13 protein-coding genes and 1 pseudogene are annotated in these 18446 nt (G+C 54.9%); 9 read left to right on the forward strand and 5 right to left on the reverse strand.

The window, feature by feature from the left end; genetic code table 11:
* Positions 1-104: 104 nt before the first annotated feature.
* Complete coding sequence (locus tag AC6I8K_RS09070; protein ID WP_497826561.1) at positions 105-1007, reverse strand: ParB/Srx family N-terminal domain-containing protein; 903 nt, start codon at positions 1005-1007, stop codon at positions 105-107.
* A gap of 133 nt (positions 1008-1140) precedes the next feature.
* Between AC6I8K_RS09070 and AC6I8K_RS09075 the strand changes: the two genes are divergently transcribed.
* On the forward strand, positions 1141-1773 hold the full coding sequence (locus AC6I8K_RS09075) for a DapH/DapD/GlmU-related protein (RefSeq protein ID WP_497826562.1): 633 nt from the start codon (positions 1141-1143) through the stop codon (positions 1771-1773).
* A gap of 84 nt (positions 1774-1857) precedes the next feature.
* Here AC6I8K_RS09075 and AC6I8K_RS09080 read toward each other — a convergent pair.
* The 3 genes and pseudogenes from AC6I8K_RS09080 to AC6I8K_RS09090 all read right to left on the reverse strand — a co-directional run bounded on the left by AC6I8K_RS09080 (position 1858) and on the right by AC6I8K_RS09090 (position 5333).
* Positions 1858-2827, reverse strand: a pseudogene (locus AC6I8K_RS09080) (GT-D fold domain-containing glycosyltransferase).
* A gap of 236 nt (positions 2828-3063) precedes the next feature.
* A complete protein-coding gene (locus AC6I8K_RS09085; protein WP_483817345.1) occupies positions 3064-4407 on the reverse strand; it encodes an NtaA/DmoA family FMN-dependent monooxygenase in 1344 nt (447 codons plus the stop codon).
* Entirely contained in the window at positions 4404-5333 is a 930-nt protein-coding gene (locus tag AC6I8K_RS09090; protein WP_497826563.1) for an aliphatic sulfonate ABC transporter substrate-binding protein, read from the reverse strand. The genes AC6I8K_RS09085 and AC6I8K_RS09090 overlap by 4 nt, the downstream gene beginning before the upstream one ends.
* 367 nt (positions 5334-5700) lie before the next feature.
* On the opposite strand from AC6I8K_RS09090, the gene AC6I8K_RS09095 reads away from it, so the two are divergent.
* From AC6I8K_RS09095 to AC6I8K_RS09120, 6 genes are all read left to right on the forward strand, one after another.
* Positions 5701-8061, forward strand: a complete 2361-nt coding sequence (locus AC6I8K_RS09095) for a membrane-bound PQQ-dependent dehydrogenase, glucose/quinate/shikimate family (RefSeq protein ID WP_483817347.1) — start codon at positions 5701-5703, stop codon at positions 8059-8061.
* A 100-nt stretch (positions 8062-8161) separates the two neighbouring features.
* Positions 8162-8815, forward strand: coding sequence for a glutamate racemase (locus AC6I8K_RS09100; RefSeq protein WP_483817348.1), 654 nt, complete (start codon positions 8162-8164; stop codon positions 8813-8815).
* A 430-nt stretch (positions 8816-9245) separates the two neighbouring features.
* Entirely contained in the window at positions 9246-10388 is a 1143-nt protein-coding gene (locus tag AC6I8K_RS09105) for an efflux RND transporter periplasmic adaptor subunit (RefSeq protein WP_497826564.1), read from the forward strand.
* A 2-nt stretch (positions 10389-10390) separates the two neighbouring features.
* Positions 10391-13546, forward strand: a complete 3156-nt coding sequence (locus tag AC6I8K_RS09110; protein WP_497826565.1) for an efflux RND transporter permease subunit — start codon at positions 10391-10393, stop codon at positions 13544-13546.
* A 1-nt stretch (position 13547) separates the two neighbouring features.
* Positions 13548-14981, forward strand: a complete 1434-nt coding sequence (locus AC6I8K_RS09115; protein ID WP_497826566.1) for an efflux transporter outer membrane subunit — start codon at positions 13548-13550, stop codon at positions 14979-14981.
* A 162-nt stretch (positions 14982-15143) separates the two neighbouring features.
* Complete coding sequence (locus AC6I8K_RS09120; RefSeq protein WP_064741174.1) at positions 15144-15725, forward strand: TetR/AcrR family transcriptional regulator; 582 nt, start codon at positions 15144-15146, stop codon at positions 15723-15725.
* 2 nt (positions 15726-15727) lie between these two features.
* Here the strand turns inward: AC6I8K_RS09120 and AC6I8K_RS09125 are convergent, their stop codons facing one another.
* Complete coding sequence (locus AC6I8K_RS09125; protein WP_497826567.1) at positions 15728-16291, reverse strand: TetR/AcrR family transcriptional regulator; 564 nt, start codon at positions 16289-16291, stop codon at positions 15728-15730.
* A 205-nt stretch (positions 16292-16496) separates the two neighbouring features.
* Between AC6I8K_RS09125 and AC6I8K_RS09130 the strand changes: the two genes are divergently transcribed.
* Both AC6I8K_RS09130 and AC6I8K_RS09135 read left to right on the forward strand, forming a co-directional pair.
* A complete protein-coding gene (locus AC6I8K_RS09130; protein WP_497826568.1) occupies positions 16497-17168 on the forward strand; it encodes a pirin family protein in 672 nt (223 codons plus the stop codon).
* Positions 17169-17729: 561 nt separating this feature from the next.
* Entirely contained in the window at positions 17730-18446 is a 717-nt protein-coding gene (locus AC6I8K_RS09135; protein ID WP_497826569.1) for a GntR family transcriptional regulator, read from the forward strand.

An 18446-nucleotide genomic window follows, 5' to 3' on the forward strand; every position in this document is an offset into this window, starting at 1 on the left:
AAAGCGCGCCCAGGCGGCAAAGAGCCGTAGCTTAATTGAGAATGCTTTTCATCTGCAACTGCAACCGCGCCTAACGGCGGAGAGCACCTCCGCCTGCAAAGACATTAGTGCGCGAAGGCCCACGTCAATTTGCCGTTGTCGGAGACCAGCTTATCCAGCTTCTTCTCGTTCACTTTCTTGCGCGCACCAAGGCGCTCCGCAGTGAGCGGGCCGCTATCCCCTTGAGCAATGACCGTGTCTTTCGGCACGCTGGTCATCTTCTCTGCGATGATTTCCAGCGCTTTGGCGTAACCGCTGCGATTATTGAGGTCAAAGTTCTTCAGGGGAAGCTGCGTTTCCAGCCATTTTCCCCAGAAGAATTCCAGGAACGGCGGCGGATTCTGCTCTTTCTCAAAGCCAATATCGCGCACAAAATAGACCAGCGAGCGGTATTCATCATTCTGCATATGCTGGCGACCCAGCTCTTTCGGCAGTGCATCCGGTTGAATTTTGCCAGACGGCGTATCCAGCCACGTCAGATGTGCTGCTTCCATTTTTTGCCAGAAGGCGGACATGGTTTTCAGGTTGCGGAAATCATCGGTGATGCGCACCTGTACCGGCGTGTTAAGACCGGCAATATCGGCGAAATTGCTGAAAGTATGATGACCATCGGTGAGGTACAGCACATTATCCGGCGCAATCACTGCGGTTTTCATCGGGCCTGGCGCGCTGCCGACCGGCGCTTTGCAGCGAAAGCTGCTGGGCTGTGAGAGACGCGATTTGCCATCAAATGTGTCGACGCCTTTTTGCCCCATGCTTTCGCAATAATCATCAAACAGCTTTTTCGGTTCGGCTTCATAACGATGCTGCTTGTAATCCAGCTGACGATAGCCAATTGCGGCCTGCGTCGGATGGAGTTGCGCTAACTGCACTTGCACAATATCACCGGCTTTGATGTCAGCGGGCAGTGCGGCGGACGCCGATCCGGCTGACCACAATAGCGCCAGTATTGACCACGGTGTTCTCATTCCCTTTCCTCAAATCGCCAATCGCAGATGGGCACAATAGCATTACTGTCATTTTGCCGCTGTAGAGTTATGGCTCGCGGTTGCCCAGTGGCAACCCGTCATCCAGACATCTGACCACTACGGAGCGTTGATTATGGCACTCGCTGCTGTGCAACCGGCAAAACTGCAACATACCGTTATCGATCCCAGCGTGCGCATGCGCGAAACCCAGATTGGCGCGCAATGTGAAGTGCTGGCCGAAACCTACATTGAATACAGCGAACTGGGCGACTTTTCCTATCTGGGAGAACACTGCTGTGTCGCCGATGCGCAGATTGGCCGCTTTACCGCCATTGCCAATCATGTACGGATTGGCGCGCCCAATCACCCGATGGATCGCGCCTCGCAGCACCGTTTTACCTATTGCCCGGAATACTATGATGCACAGGCGGCGCGTGATAATGACTTCTTTGCTGCCCGACGTGCCGAACGCGTGGTGATTGGCAATGATGTGTGGATAGGTCATGGCGTGATAGTGCTGCCGGGCGTGACGGTGGGTGATGGTGCGGTGCTGGCTGCCGGTGCAGTGGTCACCAAAGATGTGCCGCCTTATACCATTGTGGGTGGTGTGCCAGCCAAAGTCATCCGTGCGCGTTTCGCTACGGATATTGCCGCGCAGCTGCAGGCGATTGCCTGGTGGAACTGGCCGCTGGAGAAGCTGATGGCCAATCTGGCGGATTTTCAGTCTTCCGATCTCCGCGCATTTTGCCAGCGGCACAGCCGCTAAAAGCGGTGTAAACGCCGTCTATCGTCGCAAGTATTCTCAAGCAAACTCAAATTACCCTGTTTTTGCGATTGCTTGCGCGGCGGATTATACCAACGGCGGATGAATAACCATCGCCGACAGCACCGCCTCCTGCGGTAGCCCAACATGCAGCAAGATCTGCTGGCGATAATGTTCATCGGCATCGCGCGCCTCGTCACTGAGTAAAACACCCACTTCATTGACGTTCTTACCGGCCACCTGCACCTTGTCACGCGCGGCACTGCGCATCCATTCGTACTCAATATCAATGTGCCCGGTATCAATACAGCGAATGCCATGCTGACTGAGATCGTAAGCCAGCACCGTTGCTGTGGGGCCGAGCGACATCAGTACCATATCGTAATCGCGTGCGTGCGCCAGTACTGAGCTGTAGAGATCGTTGTAAACCGAGAAGGCGTTACGATTCAGCGTGGTGATGCGTTTAATATCCCGCGCACCCGCGAGCAGATCGTTACCGATGCCGAGACGCGTGCCGCTACCTTCCACGACTAATATTTTTTTATCGCTGAACAGCTGTTTGAACTTATTAAACACGCGTTCTGCCTGCTGCTTATCTTTATAATCATGATAGGGACGCGTAACGGAGGTATTGCCGTAGCGGTAATCTTTCTTTAATAACGCTTCATAATGGCGAAAATAAAACGCTTTATGAAAAAACCAGAAAAGGGCCGAACCAAATCGCATATTCCCAGTGCCTCGAAAGGGCATCGGGCATACACAATAAACAGGTATTTTTCGGCTGACTTCCGCGCCGCAAAATTTCTTTCAGGCGAAGAGAGAGACGTTCATCGAAAGATTGAAAACCGATATTTTTAAATAAGGTCATTTCCAGTTCTCCATCGCCATAGCGGCTTACCGACAGCACGTCGTTGTTGAGCAGCAAGTCAATGGTCTGCTCAGGTGACATTACCTGATATTGTCGGGCTCGCGCATTGGCAACCGGAAACTTAAAAGCAGCGTGTGTGAGTTTAAAAGGAAAACGTAATTTACGATAAAAGAAATCTGCGCTGATCATCATCACCTTCTTTTTATTAGCGGCCTTGCCGCAGAGCAGTTACGTGATTTATATCACGCTACATCAGCGTAAACAGGCTGAGGAAACTCCCAAAAAGTCATTGCGCCGCAATGGCTAATCAATTTAAAGAAGGTTAAATAAAGACAGCGGAAATAAAAATGCAATAAAAGCACGCTTATTCTCGCCGCTGCAATAAAGGTTGCCAGGAATAATCGCAGCGGCGTGTTAATGATTAATTAAGTTATTTCAATTGATGATGAACGGTGAAAGCGATTTTCCGGCTTTACTAAGCCTAAACGATCGCGCAGCGTGCCTGGCTGATACTCAGAGCGGAATACACCCGCGGCCTGCAGGCGCGGTACCACCTGTTCGAGGAAGCGGTCTTCGTTCTCGTCAATATAGGTGGGCAGAATGACAAAACCGTCGCAGGCCTGATGCTGATACCAGTCAGTCATTTGCTGCGCGATCGTGTCGGCGGTGCCGGTGGGGGCCGGGAACGATAAGCTCTCGGCGTAGCGTTTCGCCATTTCACCCAGCGTCAGTTTCTGCTCAATGGCGCTGGCAATCACATATTGGAAACGGCCTTTGCTGCCGGTGATTTTTTCACGCAGATCGGGTACCGGACCATCAATCGGATACTGCGACAGATCGATATTCATGCTGGCCGAGACAAAGCTCAGGCCCGATTCCACAGTGATCAATGATTTCAGATACTCTGCACGCTCCTCTGCGTCGCGCTGCGTGTTGCCGACAATCGGCACCATGCCGGGCAGAATACGTAGTTGATCGGGCTGACGCTGATACTGCAGCGCACGCTGTTTCAGGATGTGGTAGAAATGCTGCGCACGTTCCCGATTGGGTTGCACCACAAACAGCACTTCCGCCTGTTGCGCTGCCAGATCGATAAAGGCTTCCGACACGCCAGCCTGAATCACTACCGGATGACCTTGCGGTGGACGCGGCAGGTTAAGCGGGCCCTGCACATCGAAAGATTCCCCCTGATGATCGAGCCGATGGAAGCGTGCCGGGTCGGCAAAGCGCGCCTGCGCTTTATCCAGTATCAGCGCGTCCTCTTCAAAGCTGTCCCACAGCGCTTTCATGACATCGATAAATTCGGCCGCGCGGCGATAGCGATCTTCATGGCTGAAGTGTTCGCTGCGACCAAAGTTGCGCGCTTCGGCGTGGCTCAGCGAGGTAACCACGTTCCACGCTGCGCGTCCGCCGCTGATATGGTCAATGTTCGCCAGCTGTCGCGCCGTGGTGTAAGGCACCGAATAGGAGGAGGAAACGGTGCCGCCGAGGCCGATATGGTCTGTAACCGCCGCCAGTGCGGCTAATAATGTTAAGGGTTCAGACCAGCCCACCTGACGATGCTGAACGGTGTGCGCCAGATGACCGCCGTAAACATCATCAATTGCCAGCTTGTCAGCGACAAAAATCATATCCAGCTTCGCGGCTTCGGCGCGCTGGGCAATTTTGCGGTACAGCGGCCAGTTGCTGCCGCCGGTTGCAGCCGAATCGGCATGACGCCAGCCGCCCTGATGAATTCCGGAGTCGAGGTAGAGTGCCAGGTTCATCATGGTTTGGCGGCTCCGTTGGCGTTAAAGAAGGAGGCGTCTACCAGTTTGTCAGCTTTTAGGCCGGGTGTGATCAGGCCGCCGCGGGTGAACGTATCAATGGCCCGCTGCTGGCGTTTTTCCACCAAAGCGTAATCCTCAACCGGCGCGTTGTTTTCACGCTGCACTTTGCTCAGCGCTACCTCATCTGGCAAACGCAGCAGTTTGGCGATCTCGCTGGCGTAGGCCTGGGGATGTGCCACGCCCCAGGCGCGTGCACGGATCAGGCGCTGACGGAAGTCGGCGAGCTGCTCACGCTTATTAGCGATAGCGCTATCGGTTGCTACCAGATAGTTTGAAACCGGGGAATTTTTACCGTCGATGGCAATGCGATCGCCGGACTGTGCCACGGCAAAAGACACATAAGGTTCCCAGGTTGCCACCGCATCCACCGCACCATTATCCAGCGCCAGCGTGGCTTCCGACGGCGTGGTGAAGACAAAACTGACGCTATCGTCAGGCAAGCCTGCTTCATGCAGCGCATTCAGTACCATGTTTTGCCCGGACGATCCTTTCACCGTCGCCACTTTTTTGCCTTTTAAGTCGGCGATGCTGTGCAGGGCGCTATTGTTTTTCACCACAACGGCATTGCCGAGATATTGCGATGCTTGAATAGCGCGGATCTGCGCACCTGCGGCTACGGCAAACGACAGCGGACCATCGCCGACCAAACCGGCATCCAGATGCTGTGAGTTGAGCGACTCCAGCAGCGGTGCTGCGTTGGGGAACTCATACCATTTGATTGCATAAGGCACATTGTTGAGCTCCCCGGCGGCGGACATCACCGCGCGGGCATTGCCTTTTTGATCGCCCACGATCAGTTCGTCTGTGGCGGCGTGAGACGTCACCGCGAGGAGCAACAATGAGCTGGCTAATAAAGTGATTTTCATAACGTTTCCCGGGTAAAAAGAAAACAGCGTAAGTTTTCTCCAGCAACGGGCGTAGTAACAAATCCGCACAAGGTTATGTCTGAGGCGCAAAAGCCACCCAATCGCGCATCCTCGCCATTTTGCGTTATCAAAAAATGCGAATTTTCCTGACTAATGATTAATTCTCTCAACGAAAATGAAACGTGATTTCAGTCACACATTGAGCGAGGCGGTAGCTAGCAGCCATTAGCCAAACTACATTCATTAGCGGAGCTAACGACACACCTCGCAACGGGTTTTTACTAAACGGTAACGTAAGTTAAAATTCTGTTGATTTTATGTGGGGTTATTTTTGAGGTTTTTCGATGAAAATGGTTGAGGGATTAGCATGGTTAACAAACTAACCAGTATCGTGCTCGCGATTCTGGCGATTGCCTTGCTGTATATGGGCGGCAAGCTGTTAATGCTGGGCGGCAGCGCCTTCTATGCGCTGATGGCGGTGGGATTACTCATCACCGCAATTTTACTGTTCCGCAACCAGCGCAGTGCGCTGGCGCTGTATGCGGTGCTGATGTGGATTACGCTCGCCTGGATTATCTGGGAAGTGGGCTTTGATAAATGGCAGTGGATCCCACGCGGTGACCTGTTCGGCGTGATCGGCCTGTGGCTGGCGATGCCGTGGGTGGTGAAACCGCTGTACCGTGGCGAACGCCGTTTCCACAGCTTCCTTGGCGGCACCGTCATTATCATGATTGTGGTGGTGATTGGTCTGTGCTTCTACGATCCGGTTCCACAGCAAGGCACCATCAGCAACGCCCGCACGCAGAACAGCGAGCAGGGCGCGGCTAACGACTGGACCGCTTACGGCGGATCGTCCGACGGCCTGCGTTTCTCGGCGCTGAATCAGATCAGTAAAGAGAACGTCAAAAACCTCGAAGTTGCATGGACGTATCACACAGGCGATCTGCGCCAGGATGCGGATGCCACCGAATACACCTTCGAAGCCACGCCGCTGAAAGCCAACGGTATGCTGTATTTCTGTACGCCGCATAACGAAGTGCATGCGCTTGATCCGGAAACCGGCGCGGTGAAGTGGAAATTCACACCGAATAAAGATCGCTCTTACCTGCAGCAGCATCAAACCTGTCGCGGCGTCAGCTACTACGAAGAAACGCCGGTGGCCGCGCAGGATAGCGCAGCGACGCCGGCCATCTGCCGTAAGCGTATTTTCAATGCGACCACTGATGCGCAACTGATCGCGCTGGATGCCGATACCGGCAAACCGTGTGCTGATTTCGGTCAGAACGGTGTGGTTGATCTGCATGCCAACATGGGTGAAGTGCGTCCACATGCGCTGATGCAAACCGCCGCACCGCTGGTGGCAGGCAAGCTGGTGATCGTTGGCGGTTCCGTGATGGACAACGGCTTCAACAGCGGCAACCCGTCGGGCGTGATTCGTGCGTATGACGTGCAAAGCGGTCGTCTGGTATGGAACTTTGATCCGGCCAACCCGGAAAACACCGCGCCAATCGCTGCCGGTCAAAACTACCCGCAGGACACGCCAGTGGCGTGGGGTACGCTGAGTGCTGACCTGAAAAACGGCGTCGTGTATGTGCCGTTTGGTAACGCTTCACCGGATGAAGTGGGCATTGAACGCGATCCGAACAGCAACACCGAGAAGTTCCGCGATGCGCTGGTGGCACTTGATCTGCAAACCGGTGCTTTCAAATGGCGCTATCAGAGCTCTAACCACGATCTGTGGGACCGCGATAATCCGTCACAGCCTTCGCTGGTGGACATCGATTATCAGGGTCAGAAGCAGCCTGTGGTGATCCTGCCGACCAAAACCGGCAACCTGTTTGTGCTGAACCGCCTGACCGGCCAGCCGGTGTATCCGGTGAACCAGGTGAAGGTTTCCACCGAAGGTGGCGTCGCGGGTGAGAAATTTGCGGCGACCCAGCCGGTTTCCAGCCTGAACTTCATCCCGCAGCCGTTGACTGAGAAGTCAATGTGGGGCATCACGCCGTTTGACCAAATGTCATGCCGCATGGATTTCCGTAGCCTGCGCTATGACGGCAATCCGTGGACGCCAGCGACCGAAGGCGGTTCGCTGATCTTCCCTGGCAACATTGGTGTGTTCAACTGGGGTTCTGTCGCGGTCGATCCGCAGCGTCAAATGCTGATTGCCGCGCCCGTGCGTCTGGCTTACAAGTACAACCTGATCAAACGCAGCGAGCAGACCGCCACCGAGCGCCTGTTCACCAAAGATGGCACGCCATACTGGAACGAAAACTTCCACGGTGATTACGCGATTCACATCCAGCAGTTGGCGTCAGGCTTGGGCATTCCCTGTGTTGCCCCACCTTGGGGCCGCATGGTGGGCGTGGATCTGAAGACCGGTAAAACCGAATGGCTGCGTCGCGTGGGCGTGACCAAAAACCTGAAGACCAGCTTCTTGCCTGGCCGCTTCCCAATCGGTTTCCCGATGGGCATGGTAGCGCACGGTGGTCCATTGCTGACCGCAGGGGATTTGGTGTTCCACGGTGCAACCGCGGATAACTTCTTCCGTGCCTACGACAGCACCACCGGCGAACTGCTGTGGCAGACCGAGCTGAGTGCTGGCGCACAAGCCACGCCATCTACCTTTATGGGCAAAGACGGCAAGCAGTACGTGGTGATTGCAGCAGGCGGTCACGGTTCGCTCGGCACCCAGGCGGGTGACAGCGTCGTGGCATTCCGTTTGAAGTAATCGTTACACAATAGACGAAGGCGCCCCTGCGGCGCCTTTTTTTGTTTCTACGCCAGGATATAGTGATTCTCAATGATAGACGCCACTAATAAGGGATTTTATGACCATCGCCTGTTTGCATACCGCCGCCAGTAACATCGCTATTTTTGATGACGCCGCACACTCATTGGGCATGAGCAACGGCTCATTGAGTCATATTGTGATGCCGCATTTGCTGGCCGAAGCCGAGCTGGCGGGAGGCATGACCGCGCCGCAACAGCACAAGCTGGAACAGTTGTTACACAGCCTGACGCCGTGGTTCGACGCGATTCTGATTACCTGCTCGACGCTGGGGCCGGTTGCCGATGGTTTTAACGCTGAGGGACATGATTGCCCGGTGTATCGCACCGATCGCATGCTGGCCGATGAAGTACAGCGATTGCCGGGAAAATCGCTGGTGCTGTGTGCGGCGGAATCTACGCTGGCGGCGACGCGCGCACTGTTTTGCCCAGCGACGCTGCCAGTGGAACAGCATCCTGATGTGCAGCTGATTGCTGGTGCATGGGCGGCGTTTAAGGCGGGTCAGCAGGAGGCGTATCTGCAAATGATTGCGCAAGCGGTGGTAGACGGCAAACAGCAGGGCGCGGATCATGTGGCGCTGGCCCAGGTTTCCATGACGGCGGCGTCCAGGCTGTTTAGCCCGGATAGTCAGCCCTTAACCAGCCCGCAGCTGGCGTTAAAGGTGGTACGTGATCTTTCGTCGGGTGCGCATTAATGCGCACCTGGATTAAGGTCGCATTTGCTGGCTGGATGCTTTTCAGTTAAGCCGCGCCGAGTGCGCTGGCCGGGGACGCTATGAAGCTTCAGTGCGTGCTGGTTTGTTATTTTGTAGGGTGCGCATTAATGCGCACCTGGATTAAGGTCGCCATGAATGGCGACCCTACGACGTTCATGCAAGACCGCGCAACGGGCTAACGCTCACCCATATCGTAAATAATAATCATTTGCATTTGCTGCTGTTGCTCATTATATTTGGCAACACGTTGTAACCTATCGCGATTTAACCACTAAAAAATCTTCAATCAAAGAGGAAGCTATTCTGCTGCCGCTTTTCAGGAGATCTCTTTTCATTTTCCTGACATACGCCCGTATCTGCGATTTGGTAAACTCAAGATTGAGAATGAACGTTCACTACAGGATTATTCATGAAGAATTTTCAGCGTACGGCCATCGCCGGGCTGGTGTTATTGCTCGCCGCCTGCGACCAGAATAGCGCCCCACCAACGGGCGATATGACCACCGAAGTTGGCGTGAAAACGCTGCAAACCGAGTCGGTGACGCTCGAGAGCCAACTCACCGGACGCGTGGTGGGCAGCATGGTGTCGGAAGTGCGTCCGCAAGTGGATGGCATCATCCAGAAGCGTCTGTTTACCGAAGGCGATGAAGTTAAAGCCGGCCAGGTGCTCTATCAAATCGATGCGGCCAGCTATCAGGCCAGTTACGACCAGGCCGTTGCGCAGTTGAAAAATGCGCAGGCGTTAGTTAAAAGCAGCCAGTTAAAATCCGCGCGTTATACCGCACTGGTGAAAGAGAACGGCGTATCACGTCAGGATGCTGACGATGCGCTGGCAACCTATCAACAGAATGTGGCGTCGGTTGATCAATATCGCGCCGCAGTCGAAAGCGCCCGCATCAACCTCAACTACACGCAAATCAAAGCGCCGATTTCTGGCCGCATCGGCATCTCGTCGGTGACGCCGGGCGCGCTGGTAACCTCGGCGCAAACCACGGCGCTGGCGACCATCCGTGCGCTCGATCCGATCTATGTCGACCTCACGCAATCCAGCGTGCAACTGCTGAAACTGAAACGTCAGCAGGCTTCCCTCCAGCAGAGTAGCGATGCGGTGCCAGTGACGGTAAAACTGGAAGACGGCAGCCATTATGATCATCCCGGCAAGCTGGAACTGACCGAAGTCGCGGTTGATGAAGCCACCGGAACCGTTACGTTGCGCGCCATCTTCCCCAATCCGCAGCATGAATTGTTGCCGGGCATGTATGTGCGCGCCAGCGTCACCAACGGCGTTAAAAACGAGGCGATTCTGGCCCCGCAGCAGGGCATCACGCGTGATGCTAAAGGCAACGCCACGGCGCTGGTGGTGGATAAAGATAACAAAGTGCAGAGCCGGGAAGTGGTGACCGATCGTGTTATCGGCAACACCTGGCTCGTCACCCGCGGTTTAAACCGCGGCGACAAACTGATTGTCGAAGGCACCGCCAAAGTGCAGGCCGGGATGACGGTGAAAGCGGTTGAAGTGACGCCGAACAGCGCCAGCAGCGGAGGCCAGTAATTATGTTGGCTCAGTTCTTTATTCGCCGCCCGGTATTCGCCTGGGTGATCGCCATCTGCATCATGATGTTTGGCGTGCTCAGCATTAAAAGCCTGCCGATTGCGCAGTATCCCGACGTCGCACCGCCGCAGATCAGTATTCAGGCCACTTACACCGGTGCGTCGGCGGAAACGCTGGAAAGCAGCGTCACGCAGGTGATCGAGCAGCAACTCACCGGCCTCGACGGCTTGCTCTATTTCGACTCCACCAGCACCGCCTCGACCGGCCAGGTAAAAATCAACGTCACTTTCCAGCAGGGCACCGATCCGGATATTGCGCAGGTGCAGGTGCAGAACAAAGTGCAGCAGGCCGAAAGCCGCTTACCGACCTCTGTCACCGCGCAAGGCGTGACGGTGGAGAAGGCGCAAAGCGACTTCCTGCTGATTCTGGCGCTGTACGATAACACCAACAAAAGCACTTCGGCCGATGTGGCTGACTACATGGTCAGCAATATGGAAGATACGCTGGCGCGCGTGCCGGGCGTCGGTAGCGTGCAGGTATTTGGCGCCGAATACGCCATGCGCATCTGGCTCGATCCCGCCAAACTCGCCTCTTATTCGCTGATGCCATCCGATGTGACAAGCGCGCTGGAGAGCCAGAACACCCAGGTTTCCTCCGGTCAGCTGGGCGCACAACCGGCCAGCAAAGAGCAGCAGCTGGTGGCGACCGTGCGTTCGCGTTCACGTCTGCAAACGCCGGAACAGTTCCGTAATATCGTGCTGAAAAGCCAAAGCGACGGTTCAGTGGTGCATCTTAGCGATGTGGCCCGCGTCGAAATGGGTGATGAGGATTACAGCGCTAACGTGCTGGCAAACGGTCATCCGGCTTCAGGGATCGCGGTACAGCTGGCGTCCGGCGCCAATGCGCTTTCAACCGCCGAACAGGTGAAAGCCACCATCGACGAGTTCCGCAGCAGCATGCCGCCGGGCTATGAAGTGGCGTATCCGCTCGACAGCACCGACTTCGTGAAAATCTCGATTGAAGAGGTGGTGAAAACCCTGATCGAAGCGGTGATTCTGGTGGTGATCGTGATGTTCGTGTTCCTGCAGAACATCCGCACTACGCTAATTCCGGCGATTGCCGTGCCGGTGGTGCTGCTGGGAACCTTTGGCGTGCTGTCGCTGTTCGGCTACTCGATCAACACCTTAACCATGTTCGGCATGGTGCTCGCCATCGGACTGTTAGTGGATGACGCGATTGTGGTGGTGGAGAACGTCGAGCGTGTAATGCGCGAAGAGGGTTTACCGCCGCGTCAGGCCACCGAGAAATCGATGAAAGAGATTACCGGCGCGCTAATTGGTATCGCGCTGGTGCTGTCGGCGGTGTTCCTGCCGATGACGTTCTTTAGCGGCTCAACCGGCGTTATCTATCGTCAATTCTCCATCACCATTGTTTCATCGATGGTGCTGTCGGTGATTGTGGCGCTAACCCTGACGCCAGCGTTATGCGCCACGCTGCTCAAGCCGCACAACGAAGAAGGCGGCAAAAAGGGCTTTTTCGGCTGGTTTAATCGCAGCTACGAGCGCGTGCAGGCGCGCTATCACAACGGCGTGGGCCATGTATTGCACAGGTCGGTGCGCTATCTGCTGCTCTATGCGGTGCTGCTGATCGGTTGCGCGGTGATGTATATGCGGTTGCCGACCGGTTTCCTGCCGACCGAAGATCAGGGTTACATCATGGTGCAATATCAGCTGGCGCCGGGCGCGACGGAAAACCGCACCAGCGCGGTTCGTCGTCAGGTGCAGGACTATTTCGCCACCAAAGAAAAAGACAACGTCAACGTCAGCATGCTGGTGAACGGCTTCAGCTTTGCCGGCAGCGGCCAGAACGCCGGGATTGGCTTTATCTCGCTGAAGAACTGGAGTGAGCGTAAAGGTCCAGAAAACAGTGCCGATGCGATTGCCGCGCGTGCAATGGCGAACCTGGCCAGCATTCGTGATGCGCAGATCTTCGTGCTGTCGCCGCCCGCGGTATCCGGTTTAGGGCAGTCAGACGGATTCACCTTTGAGCTGCAGGCGCGTGGCAGCACCGGGCGCGACCAGTTACTGCAGATGCGCAATCAGCTGATTGCCGAAGCCAATCAGGATCCGTTGCTCAGTGCGGTGCGTGCCAACACCTTGCCGGATTTGCCGCAGCTGCAGGTCAATATCGACGATGAAAAAGCGCAGTCGCTGGGTCTTACCATTAGCGACATCAACGACACGCTCAGTGCGGCGATTGGCGGCAGCTACGTCAACGACTTCACCGATCGAGGCCGCGTGAAGAAGGTCTACATCCAGGGCGATCAGCCGTTCCGCAGCAAACCAGAAGATATCGATCACTGGTATGTGCGCGGCAGTGATAGCAACAGCAATACCACTATGGTGCCGTTTGCGTCATTTGCGTCCTCGGAGTGGGCGTACGGCCCGGATGTGCTGTCACGCTATAACGGCTTGGCGTCCTATGAGATCGAAGGTTCGGCGGCGGCAGGCAAGAGTTCCGGGGATGCGATTAGCGCGATGGAAAAACTGGCGGCGAAGTTGCCAGCGGGCACCACTTTTGCGTGGAGCGGCTTGTCCTATCAGGAAAAACTCTCCGGTAACCAGGCGATGTCACTGTATGGCATCTCGCTGATTGTGGTGTTCCTGTGCCTGGCGGCGTTGTATGAAAGCTGGTCGGTGCCGTTCTCGGTGATGATGGTGGTGCCGCTGGGCGTGATCGGTTCGTTGCTGGCGATCAGCCTGCGCGGATTGGAAAACGACGTCTATTTCCAGGTGGCGCTGTTAACCATCATTGGCTTGTCGGCGAAGAACGCGATTCTGATCGTCGAGTTCGCCGAAGACAATTACCGCAAAGGGGAAAACCTGGTCAAAGCGGCGACGCACGCGGCATCAATGCGCCTGCGTCCCATCATCATGACCTCGCTGGCATTTACCGCAGGCGTATTACCGTTGGCGATGTCCACCGGCGCGGGCGCTAATAGCCGTATTGCGATTGGTACCGGTATCATTGGCGGCACACTGACCGCCACCTTGCTGGCGATCTTCTTCGTACCGCTGTTCTTTGTTCTCGTGCGTCGCGTCTTCCCGACAATTCCGCATGACGATAATCATGCATCTGTGGCGAAGGCAGGGGAATAACATGTCTGCAAAACTCTTAATGGTGTTGGTTCCCGCGCTGCTGTCGGGTTGTGTGTCGCTCGATCCGCACTATGACCGCCCGCAAGGCGCGGTCAGCAGCCAGATGCCGAGCGGTGACGCCTATCGTTCATTGCAGGGCACGCAAGCCAGCAACTACCGCGACCTGAGCTGGCAGGATTATGTGCTCGACGCGAAACTGCGTCAGGTGGTGGCGATGGCGCTGGATAGCAGCCGCGACTTGCGTGAAGCGGTAGCCAGCGTTAAATCCGCGCATGCGCAATACGGCGAAGAGCGCGCCAATCTGTTCCCGGCCCTCAGCGCCGGCGTGAGCGGTACGCGTTCACGCGCGTTGACAGGCGAAGGCAATCAAACCGCCATCAGCAACAGCTACTCGGCGGAAGGCAGCGTCAGTGCGTTTGAACTCGATCTGTTTGGCAAAAACCAGAGCCTGACGCGCGAGCAGTATGAAACCTATCTCGGCACGCTGCAGGGTGCACGCAGCACCCGCCTGACGGTGTTGTACAACACCGTGGATTACTGGCTGCAGCTCGCCGCCGATCGCAGCAATCTGGCGATTGCCAAAGAGACCGCCGAGAGCGCGCGACAATCGTGGCAGGTCACGCGTAAGCAGATGGAGAATGGAATCGCCTCGATGGTGGATGTCTCCTCTGCGGAAACCACCTATCACTCCGCGCAGGCCGATGTCGCCAGCTACACCACGCTGGTGGCGCAGGATAAAAATGCGCTGGATTTAGTGGTGGGTCGCAGCGTGCCGGATAATCTGTTGCCTGACAGCATTGAGTCGATTGGTAACGCCTTGCGTGAGGTGCCGGCGGGCGTCTCGTCGGATGCGTTGCTGAATCGTCCTGATGTGTTGCAAGCCGAGCATAATCTTAAGTCTGCCAACGCCAGTATAGGCGCGGCGCGTGCCAACTTCTTCCCGAGCATTACGCTGACGGGCAGCGGTGGCGTTGGCAGTGCCGATCTGTCGACGTTGTTTAAAAACGGAGCGGGCATTTGGTCGTTTGCACCGAGCATTTCGCTGCCGATTTTCCAGGGCGGCTACAACGTTTCTTACCTGAAATACACCAAAGCACAGAAAGAGTATTACGTGGCGGCGTATGAGAAAGCGGTGCAAACCGCCTTCCAGGAAGTGGCGGATGCGCTGGCGCGTCGCGGTACCATCAACGATCAGCTCAGCAGTCAACAGCATAATGTAGCGGCTTCGCAAACCTATTATCATCTGGCGGATCTGCGTTATCGCAACGGCGTTGATACGTATCTGAATGCGTTGACTGCGCAGCGCACGCTGTACAGCGCCCGAACCAGTCTGGTGAGTACGCAGCAAGCCTACTACCTGAATTTGATCACCTTCTATAAAGTGATGGGCGGCGGCACGGCGTTGAAAGAATCTGAAATAATGCGCACGCAATAATGGCACATTTTGTAGCGGCGTGATTTATCGCGCAATACATTGCGCCGCTACAACGCCTGCGATCGGGCAAGCAAGAATTGGAAACATTGTCTGGGTTTCTCACCGGATAGGCATCGCGTATGATAAAGCGATTAAAGCGATAAATTATTTTTCGGAGCCAATGTGATTCACTCTGAACATGACGATTTTCTCTTACAGCGTCAGCAGCAAGTTATTTCTGCAGCCAAAGTTTGTTTTAGCCGTTCCGGATTTCATGGCGCCAGCATGGCGGACATTAGTCGCGAATCAGCGTTAGGGGCAGGGCAAATATATCGTTACTTTAGCAGTAAAGAGCTTATTGTGACGGAAACAATAAAAAGCATCGCGCAGAATTGGCGCCTGTTTTTAGTACAATATTTACCGTCGCAACAATCGACGCAGGATATTATCAATGCCGATTCGCCTTTCTGGCAGCATTGGCCGAGTCAGGACCGGAAATTATTACTGGAAGTGTATTCTGAGGCGTCGCGTAATGAATCAGTGCGTGCCATTCTTGCTCAGCAAGAGCAATTATTACTTGCTGAGTTAGAGGCTATTTTTACCGCGCAACAACCTGATATCGACCCAACACAGCACGCCAATCGCATTCAGTTTTTATTGCTGCTGGTGGATGGCGTAGCCTGTCGCGCCTTCGGCGATAGCGACCTTGATCACAATGAAATGCTGCGGGTGAACGGCATTCTCAGCCAGCATCTGTTCGGCTGAATCTACACCGCACCGTGCGGATAGACGTCATTCACCACCGCATTGAAAAATGGCATAAAGCCCGGCGCAATGTCGCGCTGCTTCATGCAGCGGCGAATAATGATGCCGTCAATAATCAGCGACATCACATATAAACGGGTGTGAATGGCATTGGCCTCCTGCTCGGGATGCAGCGCGTGCTCCTGAGCGATAAAGTTATTTTTGAGCTCATGCCAGGCATCGAACATAATTTGTTGGATGCGATTATTGCGCGTGGCTTCAGACGACACTTCCATCAGCAGAATAATACTGTTTTCCACTGCCGCCGGCACAATATCTTCCGCTTCGTGATAGTGCCCTTTCATATGCGCGATACGTTCAAAGTCGGCATTCAGCAGGATGATCATCCGCTGTACCACACTGGTGACTAATGCCTCAATGATCGCGTCTTTATTTTTATAATATTTATAAATTAAACCGATGCTGACGTCGGCCTGACGGGCAATATTCTGAATCGACGTCTGGTGAAAACCTTTTTGCCGCATGCATTGTTCGGCGGCGGCCAGGATCTGTTCGCTGCGGTTCATGATTATTACCCTCACAAGATTGAGCGGTTATTTTACGCAATTAAATCTGTGCTGGCGATGAATAAAAACATTACCAACACCTTATTATTTCAGCACTTGAGCGTTATTCAGTTTTTTTGATTTAAGCGAGCAGTTTTGCCTGCTGTTCATGCTTTTCCAGACCACTATGATGGAGGACAAAGAGAATTTATCGAGGCATAACACGATGAACATCCTGCGCGCTCAACGCGATCAATTGTTTGAATACGGTCCTTTTACCATTCGTCGCCAGCGTCCCGATGAAGCGTTTGGAGCGCTGGCGATCGTCGATCAAATGACGCTGCAACTGGATGCTACTATCCCGCTGCATTCGCATCAGGATAGTGAGATTTTCAGCTACGTTTGGCGCGGTTCGTTGCTGCACAGCACCGAGCAGGGTGAAACGCATTCCCTCAACGCTAAACGTGCGTTGCTGCTGAGTGCCGGTAGCGGGATGCGTGTTGCCGAGTCTGCACCTTTTGTCGCAACCGAAATGCTGCAGGCGACCATTCGTCCAGCGCAAACCGGCGGTGTTCCGCAGGTCAATACTTTTACTCGCGTGGACGGTGCGGCGGTAAACGCATGGACGTTGCTGGCAGGGCCGCACGGCAGCGCGGCACCGCTGGCACTGAATCAGGCGGTATACATTTATGACCTGAAACTGGAGCGCGGCAAACAGGTGGAGGCGCCACAGCGTGCAGGTTATTCCACTTGGATCACCATCCTGGACGGGATTGTGCGTATTGATAATGAACGGTTGCACAAAGGCGATTCTGTGAGCGATGCCGCGGCCTTGCCAGCGCTGACGGGAGAGAGGGATGCAATGCTGATTGCGTTTCTGGTGCAGAAGGGCGAGTGAGGTCGCCATGAATAGCGTAATGCCGATCAGTTAGGCAATGAGCCACTTTCGTTCGCCACAGGCTGGGGCAGTTTCAGTACTGCCGTGCGGCGACCGAGCAGAGAGCGCTTGGCCGCGCCCTCTGCACTCCCGGGCCCTGCGCCAGCCCAGCCCGCCGCTACGCGGTGCCTTCACTCGCTCACGATTCCTGACGGACCGGCGGCGATTCGCTCCTGCTCAGCGCCGCCTCTCGCCGCATCCCTGCGGCTCGCCCTGGAATCCCTCACTCGCTCAGCGGGCTGGGATGTCGCCTCAACCCCCACGCTGTAGCAATGATGCACATTATTTAGCCATCATCGCTGTTACGCCTGCATAACGCGTTGTGAAACTGCCTGATATTTGGCGGGCGGAACCTCTGCGGTGTCAGTACACCGCTCAGCGCAGGCTCAAGTGATGAGCATTACGCCATGAATAGCGACCCTGCGATAATTTCGTAGGGTGCGCATTCATGCGCACCAGGCAATTCCTCCACATAACATCGTGTTATCATCGTTCGCTTAAACTCTGGAGGAGGGTAATTCAATGAAAAAGAAAGAGTTCATTACCCAGGATTTGCTGAGCAAAATTTATCAGGAAGAGACTTCCGCACCGCGCAAATTACCGCCTGAACGCCAGCTGGCCGAAGAGTATGGCGTATCGCGTTTCACTATCCGTCAAGCGCTGGAGAAGCTGGTCAGTATTGGGGCGGTGCGTATTGTGCAAGGATCAGGCATCTGGATTAACGAGACGGTGCGTAATAACCCGCTGGTTTATAATTCGATCACTGAAAAGCGCTTTGATCAGATGCATTACCGTTCAATCAGCCTGCGTAAAAGACGCCCGAACAGTGACGAGCAACAAATATTCGCCATTAACGACGACGCCTTTATCTGGGAGTTTTCCCGCCTGCGCTATGTCGATAATGTGGCGGTTCAAATTGAAATATCGCGTATGCCAGCTACCTTATTTACCGATCTTAACGGTGACATGATTGAGCGCTCGATACAGCAATATGTATTGTCCAAAGGCTACCAAATCTCACATTTACTCACCAGCTATCGCGCGATTAGCATTGACCGCGAACAGGCGACGCTACTGGGTTGTAAAAAAGGCAGTCCGGCGATGCACATTATTAATCGTGGAATTTTGCAGGGCGGGCAGGTGTATGAAATCAGCGACATCGTTGATATTAACTACACCTGCACCTATCTGATTCCGCATAACCCGGATAATCTGCGTTTCCGCCAGCAACAGCGCTAA

Source organism: Pantoea sp. X-Soil-ISGK-421, from assembly GCF_059730785.1.